General features: G+C 46.5%; 22 protein-coding genes. 8 read left to right on the top strand and 14 right to left on the bottom strand.

Features of this window, described 5'->3' with window-relative positions:
• Positions 1 to 26: 26 nt before the first annotated feature.
• Positions 27 to 221: a hypothetical protein gene (locus GWR21_RS26880; RefSeq protein WP_162334800.1), complete on the bottom strand. Its 195-nt coding sequence runs from the start codon at positions 219 to 221 to the stop codon at positions 27 to 29.
• Between the two features lie 380 nt (positions 222 to 601).
• Between GWR21_RS26880 and GWR21_RS26875 the strand changes: the two genes are divergently transcribed.
• The 3 genes from GWR21_RS26875 to GWR21_RS26865 are packed head-to-tail and all read left to right on the top strand — an operon-like array spanning position 602 to position 3,542.
• Entirely contained in the window at positions 602 to 1,960 is a 1,359-nt protein-coding gene (locus GWR21_RS26875) for an NAD-dependent succinate-semialdehyde dehydrogenase (RefSeq protein ID WP_162334799.1), read from the top strand.
• A gap of 48 nt (positions 1,961 to 2,008) precedes the next feature.
• Positions 2,009 to 2,950: a type I pantothenate kinase gene (coaA, locus tag GWR21_RS26870; RefSeq protein ID WP_162334798.1), complete on the top strand. Its 942-nt coding sequence runs from the start codon at positions 2,009 to 2,011 to the stop codon at positions 2,948 to 2,950.
• A 16-nt stretch (positions 2,951 to 2,966) separates the two neighbouring features.
• Positions 2,967 to 3,542, top strand: a complete 576-nt coding sequence (locus GWR21_RS26865; RefSeq protein ID WP_162334797.1) for a Crp/Fnr family transcriptional regulator — start codon at positions 2,967 to 2,969, stop codon at positions 3,540 to 3,542.
• On the opposite strand, the gene GWR21_RS26860 is transcribed toward GWR21_RS26865, so the two are convergent.
• Positions 3,535 to 3,981 carry a DoxX family protein gene (locus tag GWR21_RS26860; RefSeq protein ID WP_162334796.1) on the bottom strand — a complete coding sequence of 149 codons (447 nt, stop codon included), beginning with the start codon at positions 3,979 to 3,981 and terminating at the stop codon, positions 3,535 to 3,537. The genes GWR21_RS26865 and GWR21_RS26860 overlap by 8 nt on opposite strands.
• A 161-nt stretch (positions 3,982 to 4,142) precedes the next feature.
• Between GWR21_RS26860 and GWR21_RS26855 the strand changes: the two genes are divergently transcribed.
• Together GWR21_RS26855 and GWR21_RS26850 are read left to right on the top strand one after the other, a co-directional pair.
• Positions 4,143 to 4,676, top strand: a complete 534-nt coding sequence (locus GWR21_RS26855) for a YceI family protein (protein ID WP_162334795.1) — start codon at positions 4,143 to 4,145, stop codon at positions 4,674 to 4,676.
• A 13-nt stretch (positions 4,677 to 4,689) separates the two neighbouring features.
• The gene (locus GWR21_RS26850) at positions 4,690 to 5,091 is read left to right on the top strand and encodes a hypothetical protein (protein ID WP_162334794.1); all 402 of its coding nucleotides are present in this window, start codon (positions 4,690 to 4,692) and stop codon (positions 5,089 to 5,091) included.
• Between the two features lie 134 nt (positions 5,092 to 5,225).
• Here GWR21_RS26850 and tssD read toward each other — a convergent pair whose 3' ends face one another.
• From tssD to GWR21_RS26825, 5 genes are all read right to left on the bottom strand, one after another.
• The gene (tssD, locus tag GWR21_RS26845) at positions 5,226 to 5,612 is read right to left on the bottom strand and encodes a type VI secretion system tube protein TssD (RefSeq protein WP_162334793.1); all 387 of its coding nucleotides are present in this window, start codon (positions 5,610 to 5,612) and stop codon (positions 5,226 to 5,228) included.
• 113 nt (positions 5,613 to 5,725) lie between these two features.
• Complete coding sequence (tssO, locus tag GWR21_RS26840; protein WP_162334792.1) at positions 5,726 to 6,238, bottom strand: type VI secretion system TssO; 513 nt, start codon at positions 6,236 to 6,238, stop codon at positions 5,726 to 5,728.
• A gap of 22 nt (positions 6,239 to 6,260) precedes the next feature.
• A complete protein-coding gene (locus GWR21_RS26835; protein ID WP_162334791.1) occupies positions 6,261 to 7,436 on the bottom strand; it encodes a hypothetical protein in 1,176 nt (391 codons plus the stop codon).
• Between the two features lie 50 nt (positions 7,437 to 7,486).
• Entirely contained in the window at positions 7,487 to 8,347 is an 861-nt protein-coding gene (locus GWR21_RS26830; RefSeq protein ID WP_162334790.1) for a TssN family type VI secretion system protein, read from the bottom strand.
• A gap of 75 nt (positions 8,348 to 8,422) precedes the next feature.
• Positions 8,423 to 9,376 carry a type VI secretion system baseplate subunit TssG gene (locus GWR21_RS26825; protein ID WP_162334789.1) on the bottom strand — a complete coding sequence of 318 codons (954 nt, stop codon included), beginning with the start codon at positions 9,374 to 9,376 and terminating at the stop codon, positions 8,423 to 8,425.
• A 172-nt stretch (positions 9,377 to 9,548) separates the two neighbouring features.
• Between GWR21_RS26825 and GWR21_RS26820 the strand changes: the two genes are divergently transcribed.
• The 3 genes from GWR21_RS26820 to GWR21_RS26810 are packed head-to-tail and all read left to right on the top strand — an operon-like array spanning position 9,549 to position 12,910.
• Entirely contained in the window at positions 9,549 to 10,619 is a 1,071-nt protein-coding gene (locus GWR21_RS26820) for a PKD domain-containing protein (RefSeq protein WP_162334788.1), read from the top strand.
• 17 nt (positions 10,620 to 10,636) lie between these two features.
• Positions 10,637 to 11,068 carry a GPW/gp25 family protein gene (locus GWR21_RS26815; protein WP_162334787.1) on the top strand — a complete coding sequence of 144 codons (432 nt, stop codon included), beginning with the start codon at positions 10,637 to 10,639 and terminating at the stop codon, positions 11,066 to 11,068.
• A gap of 9 nt (positions 11,069 to 11,077) precedes the next feature.
• On the top strand, positions 11,078 to 12,910 hold the full coding sequence (locus tag GWR21_RS26810; protein WP_162334786.1) for a type VI secretion system baseplate subunit TssF: 1,833 nt from the start codon (positions 11,078 to 11,080) through the stop codon (positions 12,908 to 12,910).
• Positions 12,911 to 13,180: 270 nt separating this feature from the next.
• On the opposite strand, the gene GWR21_RS26805 is transcribed toward GWR21_RS26810, so the two are convergent.
• The 7 genes from GWR21_RS26805 to GWR21_RS26775 all read right to left on the bottom strand — a co-directional run bounded on the left by GWR21_RS26805 (position 13,181) and on the right by GWR21_RS26775 (position 22,433).
• Positions 13,181 to 14,164 carry a hypothetical protein gene (locus GWR21_RS26805; protein ID WP_162334785.1) on the bottom strand — a complete coding sequence of 328 codons (984 nt, stop codon included), beginning with the start codon at positions 14,162 to 14,164 and terminating at the stop codon, positions 13,181 to 13,183.
• 9 nt (positions 14,165 to 14,173) lie between these two features.
• Positions 14,174 to 15,610, bottom strand: coding sequence for an AAA family ATPase (locus GWR21_RS26800; RefSeq protein WP_162334784.1), 1,437 nt, complete (start codon positions 15,608 to 15,610; stop codon positions 14,174 to 14,176).
• 208 nt (positions 15,611 to 15,818) lie between these two features.
• Positions 15,819 to 16,889, bottom strand: coding sequence for a lytic transglycosylase domain-containing protein (locus GWR21_RS26795; protein ID WP_162334783.1), 1,071 nt, complete (start codon positions 16,887 to 16,889; stop codon positions 15,819 to 15,821).
• Positions 16,890 to 16,900: 11 nt separating this feature from the next.
• On the bottom strand, positions 16,901 to 17,788 hold the full coding sequence (locus GWR21_RS26790; protein WP_162334782.1) for a hypothetical protein: 888 nt from the start codon (positions 17,786 to 17,788) through the stop codon (positions 16,901 to 16,903).
• A gap of 87 nt (positions 17,789 to 17,875) precedes the next feature.
• The gene (locus tag GWR21_RS26785; protein ID WP_162334781.1) at positions 17,876 to 19,252 is read right to left on the bottom strand and encodes a DUF5458 family protein; all 1,377 of its coding nucleotides are present in this window, start codon (positions 19,250 to 19,252) and stop codon (positions 17,876 to 17,878) included.
• 222 nt (positions 19,253 to 19,474) lie between these two features.
• Positions 19,475 to 19,921 (bottom strand): hypothetical protein, encoded by a 447-nt coding sequence (locus tag GWR21_RS26780; protein WP_162334780.1) that lies wholly within the window; start codon positions 19,919 to 19,921, stop codon positions 19,475 to 19,477.
• A gap of 49 nt (positions 19,922 to 19,970) precedes the next feature.
• Positions 19,971 to 22,433: an AAA family ATPase gene (locus GWR21_RS26775; protein WP_162334779.1), complete on the bottom strand. Its 2,463-nt coding sequence runs from the start codon at positions 22,431 to 22,433 to the stop codon at positions 19,971 to 19,973.
• Positions 22,434 to 22,824 lie beyond the last annotated feature (391 nt).

The raw sequence follows: 22,824 nt of genomic DNA, 5'->3' as shown, positions 1-22,824 counted from the left end.
CGATTATCCATATAACACTCACTACTTCATGCGGCGCCCACCGGGATAGAGCTGACCGACCAGCAGTTATCACGCTCGACTGCGTAAAAGAATATATCAGGCTGAATATTCACAAAACGATTACAGTGAAACACCTTCGTCAGCAGTGCAATATGACGGATAACTTTCTTTAACAGGAATTCCGCCAGCTGAACGGTATTTCCGTCAGTAGTTTTATTCACATGTACCGCATGGAGTTGGCCACCAACTGTTAACCATACATGATATGGCGAATGATAGTATTGCCTGGCTCACCGGTTTCAAAAGAATACGCAGCACTGAATACCGCTTTCTACAAATATTTTAGCTGCGGAGATGAGTTGTTCCGTTAATCTCTCATCCACAACTTTTTCACCATCCATCCCTGTTGTATTGCCCCGGGTAGTGCAGAAATCTTACATTTACAAGGAGGAATCAGGTATTAGTTAGCCATCAATATTGCAGGACTGACAGATCATCCAGCGCTGAAATCCTGGTCAGACAATAATAACATTTTCAGGCATGAATGATGTCAATTCCTGATTCCTGATTCTTCCCTCTTTTTATCGTGTAAATTATATTTATGAGCACCTTTCAAAGTATCAATCCATACAACCAGGAAACAATAGCAGAATATGCGGCTCATACGGGTGCCGACATTGAACAAAGACTGACCAGCGGCCATCAGGCGTACCGTCATCTGGCACAGACGAGCCTACAGGAACGGTGCGACTGGATGCTGGAACTGGTCCGGCTGCTGAAGACGAATGTAGACCACCATGCGGCGATCATTACCCGCGAAATGGGTAAGACACTGAAAGAAGCAAAAGCGGAAGTACTGAAATGTGCCACATCCGCAGAATACTATGTTAACAACATCGCTGGTATGCTGCAACCACGCATTATCGCCAGTGATGCACAGCAAAGCTATGTATCATATGAACCGAAAGGGATTATTCTGGCCATCATGCCATGGAACTTTCCTTACTGGCAGGTTTTCCGTTTCGCTATTCCCAATCTGCTGGCCGGCAATACCGGTCTGCTGAAACACGCCAGCAATGTCAGTGGCTGCGCATTGGCCATTGAAGACCTGTTCCGTCAGGCGGGCTTTCCTGCAGGCGCTTTCCAGGCATTACTGGTCAGTTCCGGCCATATCGAACCTGTGATCGCTGACAGCCGTGTACAAGGTGTCACGCTGACAGGAAGCACAGCTGCCGGCATGAGCGTAGGAGCACTGGCTGGAAAATATATTAAGAAATCCGTCCTGGAACTGGGAGGCAGTGACCCCTTCATTGTGCTGAAAGATGCTAACCTGGAAGAAGCCGCGAAGGTGGCAGTGAGAGCACGTATGCAGAATGCGGGACAATCCTGTATCGCTGCCAAACGCTGGATCGTGGAAGGATCAGTTGCAGGTGATTTTACAGATAAGGTCAGTCAGCTGTTACGCCAGATGAAACAGGGCGATCCTTTTGATCCTGCGACAGACATGGGGCCCATGGCCCGTCCTGACCTGGCCGGCGAACTGGCCACACAGCTGCAGCAAACGATCAGTCAGGGGGCACAGCTGGCAGTCGGCGGCCAACAGGAAGCCGCTAATTTTGCTCCTACCCTGCTGACTGGTGTGAAGAAAGGGATGACAGCCTTTGATGAGGAAACGTTTGGTCCGCTGGCGGTGATCATCAAGGCACAGCATGCGGAGCACGCCATTGAACTGGCCAATCAGACCCCGTTTGGACTGGGTGCTTCCCTCTGGACGACCGATCTTGATAAGGCAGAAAACCTGGCCCGGCTGATAGACAGCGGGAATGTTTTCGTGAATGCAATGGTCCATTCCGATGCCCGGCTGCCATTTGGTGGCGTGAAACTGTCCGGTTACGGAAGAGAACTCTCCCTCGAAGGCACACATGAATTTTTGAATGTTAAAACGGTTTACATAGCTTAGCAGCCTGAAACAGACAGGTTCAACAAGTAAACAGGCAACAAAATCTGCATGACGAGGAATAATTATGCTCCCTATATTACTATCAGCAGGGAAGAATGGGCAAAAAGGAGTGACGATCCTATGTTACACCTATTGAATGATTTCGAGACCTTACAGGGGTTAAACGAACCGCTGACCATGGAAGAAATCACCCAGATCTATGTCCCCCTTTCCCGGTTGCTGAATTTGTATGTTAGCGGAGCACAGCGCTTACACGCAGCGACGAACAGTTTTCTGGGCAGCCAGTTCCTGAAAGTTCCCTTCATTATTGGCATTGCCGGTAGTGTAGCCGTGGGTAAGAGCACCACCGCCCGCGTATTGCAGCGCCTGTTATCCGCATGGCCTAACCACCCTAAAGTAGACCTGGTCACCACGGATGGTTTCCTTTATCCAAATAAGGTGCTGGAACAGAAAGGGATCATGAACAGAAAGGGATTCCCTGAAAGTTATGATATCCGCCGGCTGATACAGTTCCTGGCAAATGTAAAATCGGCGAAGGAAAGGGTCTCCGCTCCGGTGTACAGTCATCTGGAATATGATATTCTTCCCAATGAACTGAAATGGATCGAATCTCCTGATATCGTAATTGTCGAAGGAGTGAATGTGTTGCAGGTAAGACCGAGGCAGCAGCAGAAGGAGCCGACCATCTTCGTATCCGACTTCTTCGATTTCTCCATCTTTGTGGATGCTGAAATGGAGGATCTGCAGCAATGGTATATTGACCGGTTCAAGTCACTGCGGCAGACCGCGTTCCGGAATCCCGAATCTTATTTCCACCGGTACGCACATCTGTCTGATAAAGAGTCAGAAGTGATAGCGACCAATATCTGGAATGAGATCAACCGGCCCAATCTGGAGCTGAATATTCTGCCGACCCGTTTCCGGGCCAGTCTGATACTGGAAAAAGGCGGTCATCACTTCGTACAGTCATTAAAACTCAGAAGGATCTGATCAAAAATATGGACGCATGCCCGATATCCTCCAGGTAAAAGAAGTATTGTCACAGCTTGACAGGCATTCCGGAGATAACTGGCATTTATTTGAGCCGTTACTGCAACCAGTGGTGTTCAGTAACGGCTCTTTTTTAACCCATGCAGGCAGGGTATCTTCGGCGATCTATTTTATCAGTGAGGGGATCGTCCGGGTATTCACCGTGCATCAGGACAGGGAAGTATGCCTCGATTTCGCATTTCCAGGCCAGTTTTCGACCGCTTATGCCTCTTTCATTACACAGCATCCTTCAGCGGTCTCTCTACAGGCTATAACGCCTGTAAAAGGCTTTGCTTTCTATTATACAGACCTGCAGGAACTCTATCAGCGGAGTCATACCGCAGAAAGGACCGGCCGCCTGCTGGCAGAATACCAGTACCTGCGTAAATACCGGCGGGAGTTAGCCCTTCTTCAATATACTGCCAAGGAACGATATATACAGTTGCTGGAAGAGTATCCGCAGGTCGTGCAGCAGATCCCTGTCAAATACATTGCCTCTTACCTGGGCATCGCACCTGAGAGCCTCAGCAGGATCAGGAAGGAGCTTACCTGACACACCACCACACCCAGGCGATATATACAGGCTGGAAGGCCAGCCGGCTCCAGGTATACCAGGGCTTTGCCGGTAATCCGCCAGGCGCAGGTAACGCTTTGATGGCGACGTAAATATTCGCCGGAAACATAGCTACCAGCAGTATGATCAGCCCCCAGGCTGCGTACACCCGTATGTTCTCTACTAACAGCCCGATCCCCAGTATGATCTCCAATATCCCGCTGATCAGCACCAGTTGTAAGGCATAGGGCAGCCAGCCTTCTATCATATAGGTCAGTTTTTTCGGGGTGACCAGGTGCATGATCCCTATCAGTACAAACATCACCGCCGCTGCCACCCGGGCATCATGCTGCCATTGCTGTAACCAGGAGAAATGGAACAGGTGGCCCGCCAGGAGCGATAATAAAGCGATGGATAACAGTCCGGATAAAAATGCCATTGTCTTACTTTTGGTACAAAGTTGGCCGAAAAGACGGCCAGCCGAACTAACATATGTTAGCTTTTAGGCAGACTTATTAACATTAATTTATAGGTATCCTTTTTGCAGTCAACAAATTATCAGATTACATTTGATCCATTCATTTATCCAATGAACATACAATGAAAAGAGCACGCTATCCCATCGCATTTGCAGTAGTACTATTTGCTTCTGCTTTTACTTTTGTGGTTTCCCAAAGCTGGAAGATCGCAGACGGCTATTCCATTAAATTTTCCGGCTCCGGCGCTACCGGTATTTTCAAAGAGCTGAAAGGTCAGGTGGTGTTTGATGAACATAATCTACCCGCCGCAAAGTTTGATGTAACGATCCCTGTCAGTTCGATCAATACCGGTAATGGTTTAAAAAACACACATGCAAAAGGCAGTAAATGGTTCGACGCATCGAAATATCCTGTTATTCATTTTACTTCGTCCAAAGTAACCAAAACAGCTACCGGATATGATGCACAAGGTGAACTGGAAATACATGGCGTAAAAAAGCCATTCACCATTCCGTTCACTTTCGCAAAGAATGGCAATGGAGGTACTTTCACCGGCAACTTTGACGTGAACCGTGTAGACTTTGGTATAGGTGAAGCGGGAGGCAGAGTAGATGATGTATTCAAACTGCAGGTCACTGTTCCTGTTACTCAATAAGCATTGTCATTGCATGTTTAAAAGATATTATTTCACCGGACTGGCAGCAGGCATCCTTTCAGGACTTGCTGCCTTTTTTTATTACTGGTTATACACCACTACACTGGGTGTTAATTTTAATGCGCTGGTATCTCCGCTGAGTATATTCAGCGCCTGCATATTTGCAGGGATGCTGATCGCGTTACTTAGCTATACGGTACATCGCTTATTCAAAAAAGAGAGGGCGTTTTTATCCGGAGTATTGTTAACCGTTATAACGATGCTGAGTATGGTCATACCTTTTATGGTCAGTCTTCCGCTGGATATGGCGCAGCCTGAGTTGTTCCCAGGTCTGGTAGTACCCATGCAGTTGTTTCCGGCAATGATGTGGTTTGTATTGAAAGCGGGAATAAAGCCGGGGCAGCAGGACCGTTGATGCTTTAACGGACAATGCCCGGGCAATACACCGACTGATGATCAACGCCCCGCCGCACGGTATAAAAACCAAAAAGCCCCTGCTTTCGCAGGGGCCTTGGTACAATTACGTTAAGTTAACAAATTATACCATCATCATACCCATTCATTGGCATGAACAGCGTTGCCCATATGCAATTCACGGGCAGAAATGGTGAATGTAATAGTCATTGGATTCTTGTCATCAGCGTCAAAAGACTCTTCAAACTTTACCAAATAACCTTCTTTGAAGGACAGTTGTTTCAACTGAGCATCAGAATCTCTTTTGTAGAATGTAACGGTACCGTCTTTTCTTTCGAAATTGTTTACCATCCATTCGAAGAGGTCAGTTTCTCCGGTTGATTCAACGCTTAAACGGATGCGGCCACCACGTGTGATAGCTGATGGGCGACCGGTAGCATCTACTTCTTGGGTGAGGTCGTAGCTGCAGTGTTTTACCACTAATTTTTTGCCAGCTACTTCAAACACTGATTTGAAGGACATGGGTTAAATGTTTAAGGTTTGCAATAAAGAATTAACAAAAATGAGCTATTTATTTATTTAAAAATTTATCTTCCAAATTTAAATTAATCCTTTAATACGACCAAAAATTTAACTCATCTTGATCTCATAATCTGTCTGTTATAATCGAGCTCGTTACGCGCTGTTTCCAGTTCCCGGTTGAGATCGGCGATCTTCTCTTTCAGCTCAGCGATCGTTTGTTGTGCATTTTGTAAACCTCTCATTTGTTGCTTTCCCTGTTGAATAGAAAGCAGGTTCTGAATGATGTTATTATAGAGTCCATAATGTGTCACTGATTCCTTCGGAATACTGTTCCTCATTGTCACCAGATCCTGTGCTACTACCTGGTCCATATAGTTGGCATTCTGGTTAGGCAGATTAATAGAATCGAGGTTGTTCCTGACCTTCTCCATCCGTTGCAGAAAATCGCTCTGGAATGCCTGTTCCTGGCGGAAGGACACCAGTTGCTTACGTAGGTCTGCATTCTCTCTGGCAGGTACCTGGAAATTGAAAAATATAGCCAGTACGAACAGTCCTACTGTAACAATAAAGAAGAGAAGGAACCAAAGGAATGCAGCTGTTCTTTCCTGTTTGTTTAGTACGCGCATGTATTATAGTGTTATAGATCAATCAATCGGTAAAAAACCATCTTTTGGTTTTATGTTTACGCAGGTATTCTGCATCTTCTGCTGATTCTTCTTTCACAAAGATGCCCTTATCAGTTTTGCTGCCGATGTAATCCAGTCTGCTAAGACTTTCAAACAGTTTACTGATCGCTCTTACGAATGGTATCATTGGTTGCAGACACTCTCTTACATCTGTGTGTTTATACCGGATGTTGGAACAGTTCACCATCAGTGTTTCGAGTTCTCCCTGTCTCAGCTCACACCATTCGGACAAATAATTCAGCAGTTCTTCCTTACCGGTATGTGCACGCAGGTCAATCGCATTTTTCATGGTGCGCGACAGTCCTGCCACTACTTCCAGCATGGCTGCCGGCGACTGATATAGTCCCAACCAGCGGAACTGAGAGATACGTGTGCCCAGGTACTGCACCAGTCTTTCGGTGATATACAGGACTACCTGTGCCAGATCATTGTTTTGATTCCTCCCGTAAATTTTCTGCACGATCTGTATGCCGTGCAGCTCCAGCAAACCCAGAAACTGGTCAAGTTCATGGTACAGATCATTGAGTGCGGGATGCGCGGCGACAATGCTGGTAGGTGGAATGTAATCATCGTCCATTTGCGGACGACCATCTGCTACGTTGATACGTCCCAGTATCATCTGATAACTGCCCAGTTGCCCCTGTGGCAATTGAGATGCGGGCTGAATGAAAAGAGTATATTCAGGCGTGGCATATGGAAGACGTGGCGGATCTTCGTGCAGCAATGGCTCTCCGCTGGGCTGGCGGTCAAACGGATTAACCTGTATCAGGATGTAATAGGCAGCTTCTGTATGCTGTGGGTCCCACCGGTATGCTACTTCAGGAAAAGTAGTTGCATACTTGAGAGAGTGTACGGTATGTTCGGGTATCTCTATGCGGGCACCACCGGGAGTGACGGCACGGCATTCTGTAAGTTTGATACGCCACTGATGCTGATTGTCGGTGACGAACCAGCAACGGAGTGATTCCTTACTTTCTGCTTTAGCCGGCAATAGTCCATAGTTCTGCGCATGCAAACTGCTGGAGATAGCATCCCGGATCTGATCAAGCATTGCATTCTCTGTTTCGATAAAATGCTGCTTTTTAATCTTCATTCCATCCACCCAGTTGACGGGAAAATATTTGAGCGGCTCTGCCATGGGATGATCGTTTGGTAAAAAATGATTGTTTATGTACTTGTGTGAGGGGATCAGTTATTATGCAGTATAATCCTGTTACAGATAATCACACTATTTTCCTGCATACCATTCATAAATACCGGTTTCTCCGGATCAAGCGTACGGGCTATCCCCATCCATCTTGACTTCAGATGGAATACCCATCCATAGGGTTGTCCGTTAGGGTCGAGTACATCTATCGGTGTGTTAGGGTAACGGTCGTTATAGTCATTCACGAAGTGATAGAACAGGTCTCCGAGATCCATTTTGATAGGCGTACGCGCCCTGAAATAAGTACGGTCCAGGTCTTTACTACCCTTCTCCAGTTCAAAGCCAACGACGATCAGGTCACGCATATCATCTTCATTCACTTCAGGCTGATCATGATAGGCAGGATACTGCCACCATTTATGCACTTTTGCAGGAATAGCCATCATCTTTTCAAACGTCTTGTATACAAAAGTGGGCAATGCGAATGCGAGGAAGCAGGTCAGCATGGGATAATACAGGAAGTCTCCTTTTGTGAAGAGGAACTGTACCAGCATAAAGCCTACTCCACCGAAAAGATAGATGGCGAGGATAAACGCCAGTTCGGAGCTCAGTGTACGTTCATTCGCCCAGAAGCGGGTATACATGATATGACAGTGTGCGATACCAAGTCCCAGGAACCATACCTGGTAAAACAGGTATTGTGTGACCAGGTTCTGGTGAGTGAACAGGAAAGGAATAGAGCTGATCACTGCAAACACGACCGTTAGGAGGAACAGGTACCACAGGGCCTTTTTTTTATATAGGGTAAAGTTTTTAATATAGCGGCTCAGCAAGCCCACTATCAGAGAGCCGACGGCCAGCAACGCGGCCAGTACAAGATAAATTTTCGCTTTGAGTATCATAAGTTTTCCAATTGGGGAAAGGGTTAAAACAGCCTACAGCGCCTACATTACATGCAAAAATAGTTCCATTTAAGGCTACAGGAAAAAATTATATCCCATCAATCCTTCTTTCTGCCGGCTATCGTTTACAACTACCTGTTTTTCATCCGGATGTGGTTCCAGTAAAATTTCAGTTTCCACATCAGCCGGTAATAAAAACCCCAGACAGGTTTCGAGCAACCTGCCATAAGGCTGCCAGGCGAGGAAATCGTATACCCTGCGCTGTTGCAACGGGCCTATCTTCACAATGACTCTTGGCATATCGGTATAAAAAAGACTTCCTGTCATCGTATCCACGCCGAGCCTGCATTCTCCCAGGCCGGTCTGTTCACCTGAAGATACCGCAACAGGTCCGTTTTCACATGTTATATGTACGTGTTCTACGAGTATAGCCTGCAGGTACAGCTGTACCAGTGACAGATTGCCTGCGACCCGATGAACATATGGGAGTAAGCGGATCAGTTTATTTACAGGTTCTTTGGGTAACCCTTCGGGGATCGCCCAGAAGGTGCGGAACAGCTCGTCAGCATCTTTGCCTAAAGCTTCAAACAACAAATGCTTTTCACGTTGCTCCAGGAATACCCTTTGCAGGAAAAATTCATGTTCCAGCGGACGAAAGAATTTACGTGCCTCCGCTTCTTCCTGCTGATGCTTTTTATAGGTAGCGACCATCTCACTGACTTCCTGCTGTTTCTGGGGAGAAAAGGCGTGAAAGAGGCCTTCCGGCAGGCGATCGTACAGTCCGTCGCGGGAGAGCACCAGGCTGATGAAAGGATGATATGGCTGTGAATCATCTAATTGCGCATCTAAGATATCTTTATTGAAAGCTCTTGTGAAAACATTCTGCATTTGTACCGCCACTTCTGACTCCTGCACATGATTATCCAGTAGTTCACCCACAACTACTTCAGCACGTACATCATAATGAAGACGGCGGATATGATCAATGACTTCTTCGAGCACAGCGGCTTTTTGGGCATTATTTACCATCAACGGGTTAATTTAGGTTTTTCGTATATTCTATATTAATCAGGGTCTTTTTCTCGTTATTATTTTCAGGCTTTCAACCGACACAGCAATTAACAAAAAATTGAACTACGAATGTAGGTTGTTTAGTCATTTATGTAAAAAAATATTTAAAATTGCATAAATTGAAAAACCCATGACCCCCCGCAAGTCCCAGAATGAGCGAAAAGTAACCTCGTACACACCCTTCAGCAAAATTACAAGCCATATTGACCCGATGGTATTGTATACATTTTTGTCCCTGCTGGCGATCAGTATTGTTCTACTGGCATTTCAGGCTTCAAATAAAGAGACCTGTACAGACGCAGCCATTGTATTAGCCAGCCAGCAGCATGCAGGCAAAACAAGCTCATTTACAACCGGTGAGGTGATCACTTTCAGAGCCGACCTGAAAGGCGGCGGCATTGCCGGTGTATCGTGGGATTTTGATGATTCAACCGCTGCCGCTCCGGGCGTGCAGGTATATCATGCTTTCAGTAAGGCCGGCAACTATATGGTAACCCTCCGCCGTGGTAAATGTGAATGGCACCAGGAGGTGATCATCATCAATGCACCGCCTGAAAGAGCACCTGATACCGGTGGAGATATCTATCCGCTGATAGAAGGTCCGGAAGAAGTATTTGTGGGCCGCCCCGCGACCTACACTAATCATACACCCGGCGCCAGACAATGGTCCTGGCAGCTGCTTCAGCCAAATGCGGAAACACATACAGGTAACGCTGTCAAGTATACCTTTGGTTCTCCTGGTGAGCGTATCCTGTCACTTATTGTCAATGGCGACAGTAGCAAAATGGTCACCAAACGTATCACCGTCTTTGCAGGTGCGCCCCAGCGTCCCGTTAATGACCATTTTGAGCCCATTCCTTTCCCTGAAGAGCCCAAACCCAGTGAGTCATCAGCCGGGGCTACTCCGGTGCCGGAAAAGCCTAAAATACCCGCTATTTCAGACGATGAGTTTAAGTTCTTCCTGACACAGGTGGTGGACAAGCAGAAAAATGCTGCTGACTTCTCTGCCTACCTCTGCGATAACATGGGCGCCCGTGTGCTGCTGAACGATAAGGACACGGATACTTTTGCACATTTCTGTTCCCGCATCCGGGGAAAGAAACGTTTTAAAATAGAGCTGGTGAACCTCATCAAGGACCAGAACGGTTGTGTGAAAGAGATCCGCGTCAGGTATGACAGGAAGTTCCTTGGTATATTCTAACCATTTACACTGCTGATATGAAGAACCAATATTATAAACTGCCACTGGACTTTTCCCGCATCCTGCAGAAAAAGGACCTTCCGGACTGTAACCTGGAAGAGTCCGTGGCCCAGCATATACAACTGCTCATCACCACCGTACTCGGCGAAAACAAAGATGATCCGCAGTACGGCTGCCGGATATGGGAGTCCGACTTTGACATCCGCGCTTCCAACAATGAAGTGAAGGAACAGGTGGAACAATCCGTTAAATCGGCCATCTCCCGTTATGAGCAGCGCCTCTCCCAGATCAGGGTCGTAGCGGTGGTGAGCCAGGAAGAACTCAACGGCGCCACCGCCAAAAAAGTGAAAAAAAAGATCCGGGTGAACATCACCGGTACGTTAACCCGTAATAAAACGCCATTCCAGTACAGCAGCTTCTTTTATGTAAGTCCGCTGTCATACGATTAAAGCTACGTCATGCCCAGAGAACAAAAAGAACGGATAAAAGACCGGATGCTCAAAACCGCTGCCAGACTATGGGGCTACCCCGACGCGGAAGTGGAATCTTCCTTTGACCCCATCGTGCAGTTACTGCTGGAAGCCTGTTCCAGTGAACTGGAAAAGATCTCCGGCGAGGTAGATGTTTCTCACGCCCGCCTGGTAGAACGTCTCGCACAGATCATGATGCCGGAACCGATCACCAGCAGCCAGCCGGCATATGGCGTATTGCACGCCTCCAGCAACGAGCCTGTAACCAGCATCCATGCCGATCATCAGCTGTTCTACACCATGCGGAACGGCTTCAATTCGAAAGACCTTTTCTTTATGCCGCTGACGAGGCATCGCCTCTTCCGCGGACAGGTAAAATATACTGCCATCGGCAATAAACTTTTTGAAACCCGCGATCACTGGTTCAAGGAACAGGTGCTGCAAGGACAGCTGGCAGCGCATACCCCGCCTAATCACCTGTGGATAGGGCTGCACCTGGAAGGCAATCCCTCCTCCCTGGAAGAAATGTCCTTCTTCTTTGACCTACGGAACGTTCATCAGCAGGAGATGTTCTACTACTATCTCCCGCTGGCCCGCTTTTATCTCGGCAATACTGAACTGAAGATCAAAAGTGGTTACTGTCAGAGCCGTGACGCGGCTGCTGAAGATGTCGATAACATCATGCGGCCAGCCTTCGATACGAATACCCGCTATGGTCAGCAGATATTACAGCGCTTCCGTCAGCACTTCCTCACTATCAGTGAACCTGCATCATTGCCGTTACAACCGGTCGTTCCCGAGGCGCTGCTGGAAGTATTCGGGCCTAACTTCTCCCGGTTACAATCCACCGTACACTGGATCAGGGTAGAGTTCCCTGAAACAATCCGGCATACCCTGCTTGATGACCTGTTCTGCAATATCAACTGCTTCCCTGTTGTCAATAAACGCATCCATGAACAGTCGCAACGCCTGAACCGCTACCTGAACATCATGCCACTGCATACATCCGATATCTATTTCGATGTAAAACGTGTATACGATGCCGGTGGCATGGACTACCACGTCCGTAACTTCACCACGGCAGGAGAAATGCAGGAAGGGGAACTCGTAGTCCGCAGCAGCGGTATCGGCAGGTTTGATTCCCGCGAAGCAAAAGAGATCATTGCCTACCTGATTGAAGTCATACGTGATGAAAGCTCCCTCTTCGAAGAGGTACGCAATGACTATGTAGCAAACCGCATCCGTGAATTACACCAGCTGATCGCCTCCCTGGAAGAACAACTGCAACCCAGCACCAACAGAGGGAACATCCCCTATCTCATGGTGAAGCCGCGTGAAGAAGCAGATTTCCTCTTCATCGAATTCTTTACCACCAATGGTAGTGTGGCCAATAACATCCGTATGGGAAGCCGCTTGCAGGAATATGGCAGTGTACAGCTGCAACCCGGTTCCATTACCCTTCTTTCCAACACACAGGGTGGTAAGGACCGTCTCAGCATTGACGAGAAAGTAAATCTTTACCGTTATCATCTGCTTAGCCGCGATCGCATTGTTACGCCTGAAGACATTAAATCGCTCTGCCGGTATGTTGTTGGCAATGAGTTACGTAACGTGACTGTCGCCAAAGGGGTATCTGTGCTTCCCGGCAGTGCTGAAGGATATAGCCGTACACTGGATATCAGGCTGACAATGTCTCAGCCTACAACGGCGTATGCTTCGCTGAATCTCGTTTATCTGAAAGATGAGCTGTTGTCGCAACTGAAAGAGCGGTCTGCGAATAATTATCCGTATAGGATATTTATGAATGAGGTGCTGATGTGACGTGCTAGTTTGCGATCCGTTGTGTTGCCTTTTCCGGAAAGCTAAGTTTCTGCGGATAATAGACCTGCTTTTTCAGCATGTTGTAAACCGTGCTGTCACCCATTTGGTTTGATGTCGATGGGGCGTTGTCAAGCGTGGGAGTAGGTATGTAGATATAGCGATATATCTCGTATGGCAACCGGCTGAAAATACTGTTTGCAACATGCTGAGAACGGTACGGCCGTTTATCTTGATATTAAACCGACAGATGTAAGGTGGCCCGAATCTCAGTCACGGCTTTGTCCAGTCAATTATTGCATTATTAACCAATGTGTCCACCTCATCCAAAATTCTTCTAACGGCTGTGTTGAATATCTGTATCGTTTCTTGTCCAAATTGTGCATCCGGCACATAGTCAATCATTGAACATCTTGCTGCTAATGAAAATTGTGCAGAAGGCATTATGTAATTAGATAACTTTACTATTGTTTTTTCGATAATAGGCTTTAATTTTTGATTTTCAGGGTTCCTTCCAGCATTAATAGCATATAACAAATTTTCCAACTCGTCTCTTACCGCATCGTAAATCTCCTTTCTCCCTTGTATAAAGACTGTTTCATTCAAACGATACATTTTTATAGTCACTATGGCCCTGATGTAATTGAATGCATCACTTTGCCAGGTGGCAGGTAAATCATTGACATCATCTTGTGTTAGTGCCGTCTGCGGAGCTTTTGGAATAATTTCACCATTGGGCTTAACTAATAGCTGGTTAGCATCATGCCTGTTTACTGGATCTAAAAATATTGGGTATTCCTCCTGTGTCCATGGAAAAGATCCAGCGGAAAGCCTGTTTGTACCACTAAAAATTGGAAAATAGATGTGTTTTGCCCCTCCTCTGTTGGTAAGCGCCGTAACAATGCGGTAATTCCTGTATTCAAATTCTAACCAGTTATAATTGAAACCTGGCGCTACGTCCTGTAATAATTCCTGACCGAGTAATCTTTCAACATCCCGTCTGTCCTTATCTGATAAGGGCTCTGCCGCGTTTTTGGGTCTTACATGTTCAACATCTAAAGCATAGTTATCGCCCTGATGCAATTCACTATACCAACATTTTGTAATGGGATGTATACCAGCCTTTAACCTGCAACTGTCAGCCACATAGACCTTCAGATCCCTCCAGTCCCCTGCGCGCTTATTTACTTTTGCCCGCCAGCTTACCAGATCAACATGCTGATCCTGTCTTTCTTGTGGAAAAGGAATAAAGTTCATACTGCAGGATCAGGATTTCTTATTAAATATTTTATCAATAATGTCTCCTACTGTTTTATTCAATTCTTCAGCCTCGCCAGCAGTAAGATTGTTAACTTCCTGTTTTCCCAGTTGCTCCTTCACAAGTGTGGTAAGTGTATCTTCCTCTCCGACTTTATGTTGCGGATCTAACCGGTAATAAGCTAGTTTGCCTGACAATTCTTTAAAGGACTCTTCTTCCTCCTTACTTAGCTGACCTGCCTCCTTTTTGCTGAATAGCTGCTTATATTCTTCGCTTAGTTTTAAATATTCCTTATCCAAGGTCGTGGACAATCCAAATATCTTGGTAATGATCTGGTCTGCCCCCATACCTATCACATCTTCATCCGGATTAGCTGATATACGTTTGCCATTACTATCAATCGACAGCACATGCACCTGCTCCTTTTTTAATCCATTGAGTATAAGGGGAGAATGTGTAGTAATGATAAACTGAACATTTGGGAATGTCTTACCTAAGCGGATGAGCGAGTCATTCTGCAATGCCGGATGAAGGTGTATCCCAAATTCATCAATAATTACAACACCATAAATTTTATTCAGGATATCATCCTGCCGTTTATTTAAGAGGAAAGAGCGGGTAGCGAGTTCTCCGGCAAGTGTTATCAGATAACGGTATCCATCACTTAACATATCAAACAGCCTAATGTCTCCATTACACAGCTTAACAATAGGTTGCTTCGCATCATTTGACCACTCTATAGCTATAATATCAGGCAACACAGAAATTACTGCCTGCTGAAATGCCTGTAAGGCTTTTAACGGTATATCCTGATAGGCTTCAAAAATAATCTTCTTGTGGTTAGACTCGATGATAATATTATCAATTTTCTTTAACCAATTAAACAGATACTTTTTGATCGACTTATCTTCGAAACAATCCTTGTAAGCATCTATGCTCTTGCCATTTATCTCCCAGTTGAGTGTCTCTGAAGATTCTACGTGAATGTACTCAGTGCCTATAAAGCTAAATAAAGGAAGAATTGCCCCGCCTTCCTGTTGCGATGAATCGTACGTCTTTACACTTTGCTTTTTAGGGTCTATTCCTGATAAGATCTGTAATTTTGTATATCCACCGACTGGCTTCTCCTTATATTTCCGCCAGCTACTTAACACCTGCCTTCCTTCAGCATCTGTTATCAGCGCTTCTGCTTTAATAGAAACATTGCTGGTGATATCAGACATGGGATTATTACCAATCACACGATGGTCTTCTTTTCTGATCTGCGTTTCCGTTCTTAAACCAGATGTATATGTATTGGCAGTCAACTTTAAAGCATGCATTAACGCAGACTTTCCGACCATGTTTTCAGCTATAATAGCATGAATGTTAAACTGGTCAGAGAAGTTGATAGCGAAGCTATCAAAACAACGAAAGTTCTCTAATTCTAAAGCCTTTATTTTCATATTAACTCCCCCAGGGCAAAGTGATCGTTCCCGGCATCTGCCTGAAACGGATTATATTTCACTCAATGGGATGCTCCCATAGGTGCAAAGATACCCATTTATATGAGTGAATAAAAAATGTGAAACCCGGACTAAGATAAGCAATTCAGAAGGACTCTAAAACAAAGCTGATCGGTATTTATACGCTTATATTTAAAATACTCGGGGACTAAATCTTCATCAACCGTACGTCCTCCCCTTCCTTCAATGCCGCCGCTGGCACCCCCTTCTTCCCTCCCGCATCGCACAACGTGATCGTATTGCCAAAACCCAGGTCTACATAGATCCGGTCACTCACCATCCATCCTCTCCCCGACAACTGCGTATTCCTGCGTATATACACCCCGTTGGCCTGCAGATCATCCAGTAACAAAACGCTCACCAGCTGTCCGTCCTCAAATGACTTATTCCGCTGTAACCGTGCAGCAAATACCGATGCAGTAACAGGCGCCCTACGTCCCGGTTTGGTATCGACCGTAATACGGATTGACTTAAAATCCCTGGCTGCCGGTTCGGGTGTTTTGGGTATCTCAGGCGGACGGATACCCGGGGAAGGCGTGGAAAATACTGACATATTCGCTGTAGACTTATTGAATACATTGTAACCAAATCCCGGAATATAGATTTCAGGACTTTCAAACAGCTGCTTGATCGCAATGATCTTGTAAATGTACTGGGCAGTTTCATTATTCAGCACCAGCTGATAATAATCGCTACTACCCTGCTTCTTCATATTACGTGAGATATTACCGGCTCCGGCGTTGTAGGCGGCCGCCGCCAGTGTCCATGAATGCAGCTGACGATACAACTGCTGCAGGTAACGGCAGGCGGCATGTGTTGATTTTAACAGATGGTTACGTTCATCATTGTCATATCTCACTTCAAGCCCCATGGCAGCCGCTGTTGCAGGCATGAACTGCCACACGCCCTGTGCCCCCACAGCAGAGGTGGCATTTGTAAAGCCACTCTCCACTACAGGAAGATATTTAAAGTCTTCAGGTATATTATACTGATGCAGGATGGGAACGATCATCGGAAAATAGAGATCTGTTTTTGCCTTCAGTACCGGCAGGAAATTGCGGTACTTCAGGTGCCCCTTGATGACGTCCATCAGCTTGTAGGAGACAAAGTCCCGCTCCATCGGCACCATCTCTCCGCAGAAGTTCACCTGCTGCGCAGTGGCTGTCAATGTAAGGATACAAAGACAACAGGTAAACAATATGTTAAAACGGGTACGCACGATGGCACGTGTTATTTACTGATCATGTATTTCGGCAAGGCACTCGCCGGCGTGTATAATACCACCTGGTTCTGATTAGCCTTGTTGTACATCACGATGATGATCTCATCGCCCTTTTTGAAGTTACGTACGGCAGTGATATATACCAGTGACTCATCCGCTTTACCGGCAATAGCACCTGCGCCTTTCCGGTATAATACCGGCATGGTGAAAAGAGCAGCAGTATCGGCTTTTGTCTTGTGCATCAATGTCACTTTACCGACAATAAATGGTTCGCCGGAACGATTCCTGATATGAAAACCCCAGTAGGCCAGATTGTTAAGGCTCATAGCCTGAGAGAAGCTGATGGTAATGCCATCGGCTGTGGTTTCATACTGATGACCGCCCCTGCGCTGTTTACGAAAGTCTTCTGCAATACTACCCACCGTCACCGTATCGATACCAGCTGCGGCAGCCGTGTATTCGCTTTCTTCCGGATCATTCCCATCACTTCCTCCTGCTGACGCAGCAGATCCGGTCGTGTTACCGGCACTGACAGGCTGCCCTCCTGTACTCCTGACGGAACTGCCGGAAGATAGTGTGTATTTCAGCCTGGTCAGTTCTGCCTTGTCCCTGAATGCCAGTATCAGGTAATGGATATTATCTCCTTCACGGATCACGAGATTAGTCGCTCTGGGATTGGACACTATTGGCCGGATAAATACCACATTACCATCTACAATGCGGTAATCATAGTCAGCGTTCTTGCCATCTCCGATCTGGAAAGTAGTAATTGCTGATCCACAGGTAATAAGGGTGACAGCGCCTTTCGTTGTAATAATGCTATCTGTCTGAGATTGCCCCAGTGCCGTACACCAGGTCAATAAAAAACAGAAGGCGCCTGTTAAGACATACTTCATCTGATAATCTTTTCCTTTCTTGAATTTTTTATGTGATGAAAACAGTGAGCTGACGTTCAATGGACCGGCAGCTCACTTGTTTTAATATCAGGATTTATCCTGCTCATATTCAGTATCCCAGTCAGTCGCATCCTCTCCCTTATGACCTTCCATTTTGATCAGGAAGTTCTTGGCAGGAAAGTACGGTTTCAGGTGAATATTGAGGTGGATACGATCTTTCTGTACAGGATCCTGTTCGAACCTGCGGACGTTAAAGTCTTCTATCAGTTTATCCGGACCGGTGATGCTATCCAGGAAGCGGATGATCTGCTTCATCAGGTCTTTACGGGTGTTGGCATTGAAGTTCTCGAAGGCGCGACGGTTCAGGAAGTCCATCAGCACCTTGGTCACGTAGTCAAATACACGTACGACGGAGTAAGTCTGTAAACCGATGTTATCGCCGTTGAACAAGGTCTTTGCACTGAAGGCCATCACCTTGCCATATTCTTTCACCATTGGGATAAGACCCATTTTCTCCAGACTGGCAATTTCACTTTTCTTCAGTTCAAATTTCACACCGTCCACTTCATTCATACCACCGAATTTCTTACCGGCAGTGACCTGTGACATCAGTGTTTTATAGATCTTGCCAGCCAGCGCGCCGGACGGAGGAACGTACAGATGATCCTGCTCGTTGATCTCATCAAACTTGCCCCGGCCTACCAGCCAGTTACACGTCATGATCACATTGGAACGATGTATTTCACCACCAGTAAGATTAGCCAGTTCAAACATCTCCAGTACATCATCTGGCGCATCGAGATGAGAAAAGTCAGTCACCAGCATCACCTTATTTTCATAAGCGATCTTTGCCCATTTCTCTAATACTTTATTAGAACCGAGATAACCAGGTATTACCAGCAGACTATAGTTATCACGCAGGTCCAGACGATCGTATGCGCTGACGATTTCCTGATGAATATGATCAATAAAACGGGTGTTGTCCAGGTCTTTCAGCTGGTCAAGTTCCACGTTGATAAAAGCAACATTCTTCACCTTATCAGACTCCGTATTCTTAAAGAACAGCGCCACATTCCGGTAGGATTGTTCCAGTTCACGCGTCGCTTCCACCGCCTCACTCAGGTTATTATTCAGCACTCTTTCGGCCTGTTCCGAATGTTCAGTACAATAACTGACCATATCAGGCAGATCCTGAGCTTCCGTGAGGACTTTCTCCCAGAGTTCAAGTGTTTTCTTCAGTTTTTCACGCTCCCCTTTTTTGGTACTTTCTGTCAGGAAGATGTTACGGCGGGCCTTACGATCGGGGTTAAGGTTCTGTACGCCTTCAATAGCGCCTTCCAGCAGATCAAATCCACCATATTTAGCGAGTATATCTATATTCTCCTGCAGCGAAGCAGCCGTCTGTTGTGCGGGGGCATTTTGCAGCTGCTCTTGCTGCTCCTGCTGTTTCTGTAGATCAGACATTTTGATGTAATTAGGAATTAGGAATGAAGAATCGGGAATTGAGAATTAAGTGCCAGTTAGCAGCGATTCAGCTATCCATCATCATAAGATTGACCTGCTATCGGAATGAGAATGCAGGACAAAAATATGATCAGCTCATTACTATACTTAATTCAAACAATACTAATTCGCTTATATGAAGAAGCAGTAGAAGTATGATCGTTAACACACTTCACGCTACTTTCACTTATTATTCAGATCTGCCACCAGCGACCGGATAGACTCCAGCAATGACTGCCGGGCAGCTGGATCAGCAAGAGCGGCTTTCAGCACTTTATTTGTTTTGAGGTGCTTCATGATCTTCAGGTACTGTTCCTGTTCAGTAGCAAGATTATTCAGGAAAGGACTCTGTGCGGTGATGCCTTTCACTCCAAAATCACCGAGGTTGTGAAATTCCAGGTTCTCCGGAACGGTACGTCCTTCTGCATCATGGAAGAGCATGTTCACAGCAGGTTTGTAATGTTCAAATACTCCTTCTACAGTGGTAAGTCCCTGCACGATTTCCGGTTTTACTGGCGTTTGCTGGGTCAACTTTTCAGCAAACAGGGTCCGGTTATGAGAGATCTCAACAATGGCTTCATTGGCGTCGAGTTTCACCTCATTACCGCCAATCCCGTAATTGTCATTCATATCAATTGGTTTTTACAACAATAAATGTTCTATGGTCTATGGTCTTACGCTATTTCGTCCGATCTTCCTGCGCACTGGTTTGCCATTGCAGCATACCCTGCGCGTCAACATCCAGTTTAACGGTCATGTGGGGTAGCAGACTTCCTTCTATGATCATACGTGACAAGGGCTTTCTGAGTCTGCTCCGGATCACTTCTTTCAATGGACGGGCGCCATATAACGGCGAATATCCCTCTGCCGCCAGCTGTTCTCTTGCGGCGACAGAAACGTCCAGGGTGATCTGTTGCTGGGCTAATAACTGCAACAGATGCTTCAGATGAATATCAAATATCTTCACTACATTCTCCTGCTGAATAGGGCCAAAGGGTACGATCTCTGTGAGCCTGCCCAGGAACTCGGGCCTGAAATGCCTGGACATGATCTCCATCAGCTGTTGTGAGGCGGGAATAATACCCTGTCTGAATGACTGGGCTATCACATCACTCCCGATATTGGAGGTAAAGAGGACCAGGGCATTTGAAAAATCGCCGGTCTTACCCAGGCGGTCATGCAATTTACCTTCGTCCATTATCTGCAGGAAAATATCAAATACTGATGGATGCGCTTTTTCTATTTCGTCAAACAAAACAACGGAATAGGGTTGCTGGCGGATCTTGTTAACCAGCAGGCCCCCTTCTTCATATCCCACGTAGCCCGGCGGAGCGCCATATAGTAATGCCGCCGAGTGTTCTTCTTTAAATTCGGACATGTCAAATCTGATCATGCTCCGTTCATCCTGGAACAAGAAGTCTGCCAAAGATTTCGCCAGCTCCGTTTTCCCGGTACCTGTCGGCCCCAGGAAGAAAAATGAGCCTATTGGCTGGCCCGGACGACTGAGACCGGAGCGCGATTCCAGGATCGCCTCCGCGACGGTTTTGAGGGCATGGTCCTGCCCTACTACTCTCTTCCTCAATTCGACGTCCATATTCACCAGCCGTTCCCGTTCTCCCGACTGTATCTTACCCAGCGGAATACCCGTACTTTCAGCGATCATCGTAGCCAGGTCAATACCGGTCATTGCGGTGTGCTGTGTGGCTATCAGCGGTTCCAGTTGCGCGACAATATCGTGCAGGATCTCCTTCAGTACACTAATATCTTCTGTTTTATAGACGTCTTGTTCAAGCTGTAGTCTGGTCGTTACCAGGGCGCTGAAACGCTGCATACATTGCTGGTACCACCACAGGAGTTCTTCCCTGTTATCGCCTGCGGCTGCCAGCTTTATTTTCAGATCCTCTAGTACGATCTTTCCGGTATCCTGTGTAGTACGGATGGCTGCCAGTGTGCGGTCTAAGAGATTCACAGCGCTGTCAGGCAAACTACGTTCCTTCAGATAGCGACGCGATAACCTGATCGCTTCGCTGATGACTTCCGGTGCTATTTTCAGGTTGTAGTAACCCTCATAATCAGGCATGACCGCCTGTATCATGCGGGCAGCAGTGGTCTCATCCGGTTCAGCCAGCTGGATCACTTCAAAGCAATGACGTAACAGGCCATCAGGTTCTATCAGTTTACGAAAACCTTCGGGCGTGCTGGTAGCAATGAGCATGATATCGCCTTTGTTCATGGCTGCTTTGATCACATTGCCAATCCCGCCGGCAGAACCAGGTTGTTTATCCAGCAATGTATGGAGATTGTCTATGAACAGTACATGCCGGCCGGCATCCTGCAGTTGCGCAATGATCTGCTGTAATCTGTCTTCCAGCTCATTCTTATATGCAGCACCTGCAATGAATGCACCATAGTCTAATGCATAGATATCGGTCTGCTGCAACTGCAAAGGCGCCTGCTTATTCACGATAGCCATTGCCAGTGCATCCGCCAGGGATGTTTTTCCCACACCACCCTCTCCGGTAATAAGTATACTGGACCGCCCTTTACGCGTCAGTATTTCCATCATGGTACGCACCTCTGCATCACGCCCCGCCAGCGGATGTTTTGTTTGCAGTCGCTGCGGATCGGTGAGCTTATAGATATATTTCTGCGCAACACTTTTCCCGGTGACTACCGTCGTGCGGGGCGTTGTGCCATTAGTTTCTTTCTTATTGAAATGCGTGAGCAACTGTGCCCGCTGCAAAGGAAATGTCTTCAGCTGTTCAAATGAGAACCCGACACCAGGCGTACTTAATGCGACCAGTACACACCAGGCATCCGCGGCGTCCAGATCATATTCGAGTCTTACTGCATCGGCTTCCTGCAGAATATTGGCGGCATATTCATCTGCCTCCGGTATTTCTGGCGTACGTCCCGCTTTTGGAACACTATCCAGCCTTACTTCTCCCCATTCTTCAAGATAATAGGTGTCTATATCCATGGCCTGCAACTGCGGCGTCAGCCCTACCTCTTTGTGCAGGCATGCCAGTAGCAGATGGGCAGGTGTATAATGTGCATGATGGTGTTCTTTTGCAAGGGCTTGCGCAATACGAATAGCAGATTGCACCTCAGGAGCATATATGGTATATGTAGTCAGGGTCATTTGGGCGTTCCAAGGTTTTTCAGTGAACTGTTAAAGGGTTAAATATTACATGGTTCTGTTACGCAAATGTAATATCGGGTTTTTATTAATTGTAATAAAGATACTGCTAAAATGTATATGAAATATTCATTACGCACACGAAAAAAGGGATTATAATAATCCGCCATTTGTAAGTCATGGGGTATACAGGTATAACAGGGAATGGTGATAAAAAAGTCGGGGAAGTGAGCGTTTTTGCGTTAGTAATTGTCCGAAAATCCGTTATAAGGTTATAATACCCGGATTACCTTTATATGTCCCCTTCATTAAGGGGGAATTAAGGGTGTAATGAAGGTGCGGTATGGGTTTAATGGGACAAATAACCCATTAGCTGCAAAATGACGGATGCTGA

This window comes from Chitinophaga agri (genome assembly GCF_010093065.1).
In the GTDB taxonomy this organism is placed as follows: Bacteria; Bacteroidota; Bacteroidia; order Chitinophagales; family Chitinophagaceae; genus Chitinophaga; species Chitinophaga agri.
The sequence above is the reverse complement of the archived record's forward strand: the minus strand, read 5'-3'. Positions and strand labels throughout refer to the sequence as shown.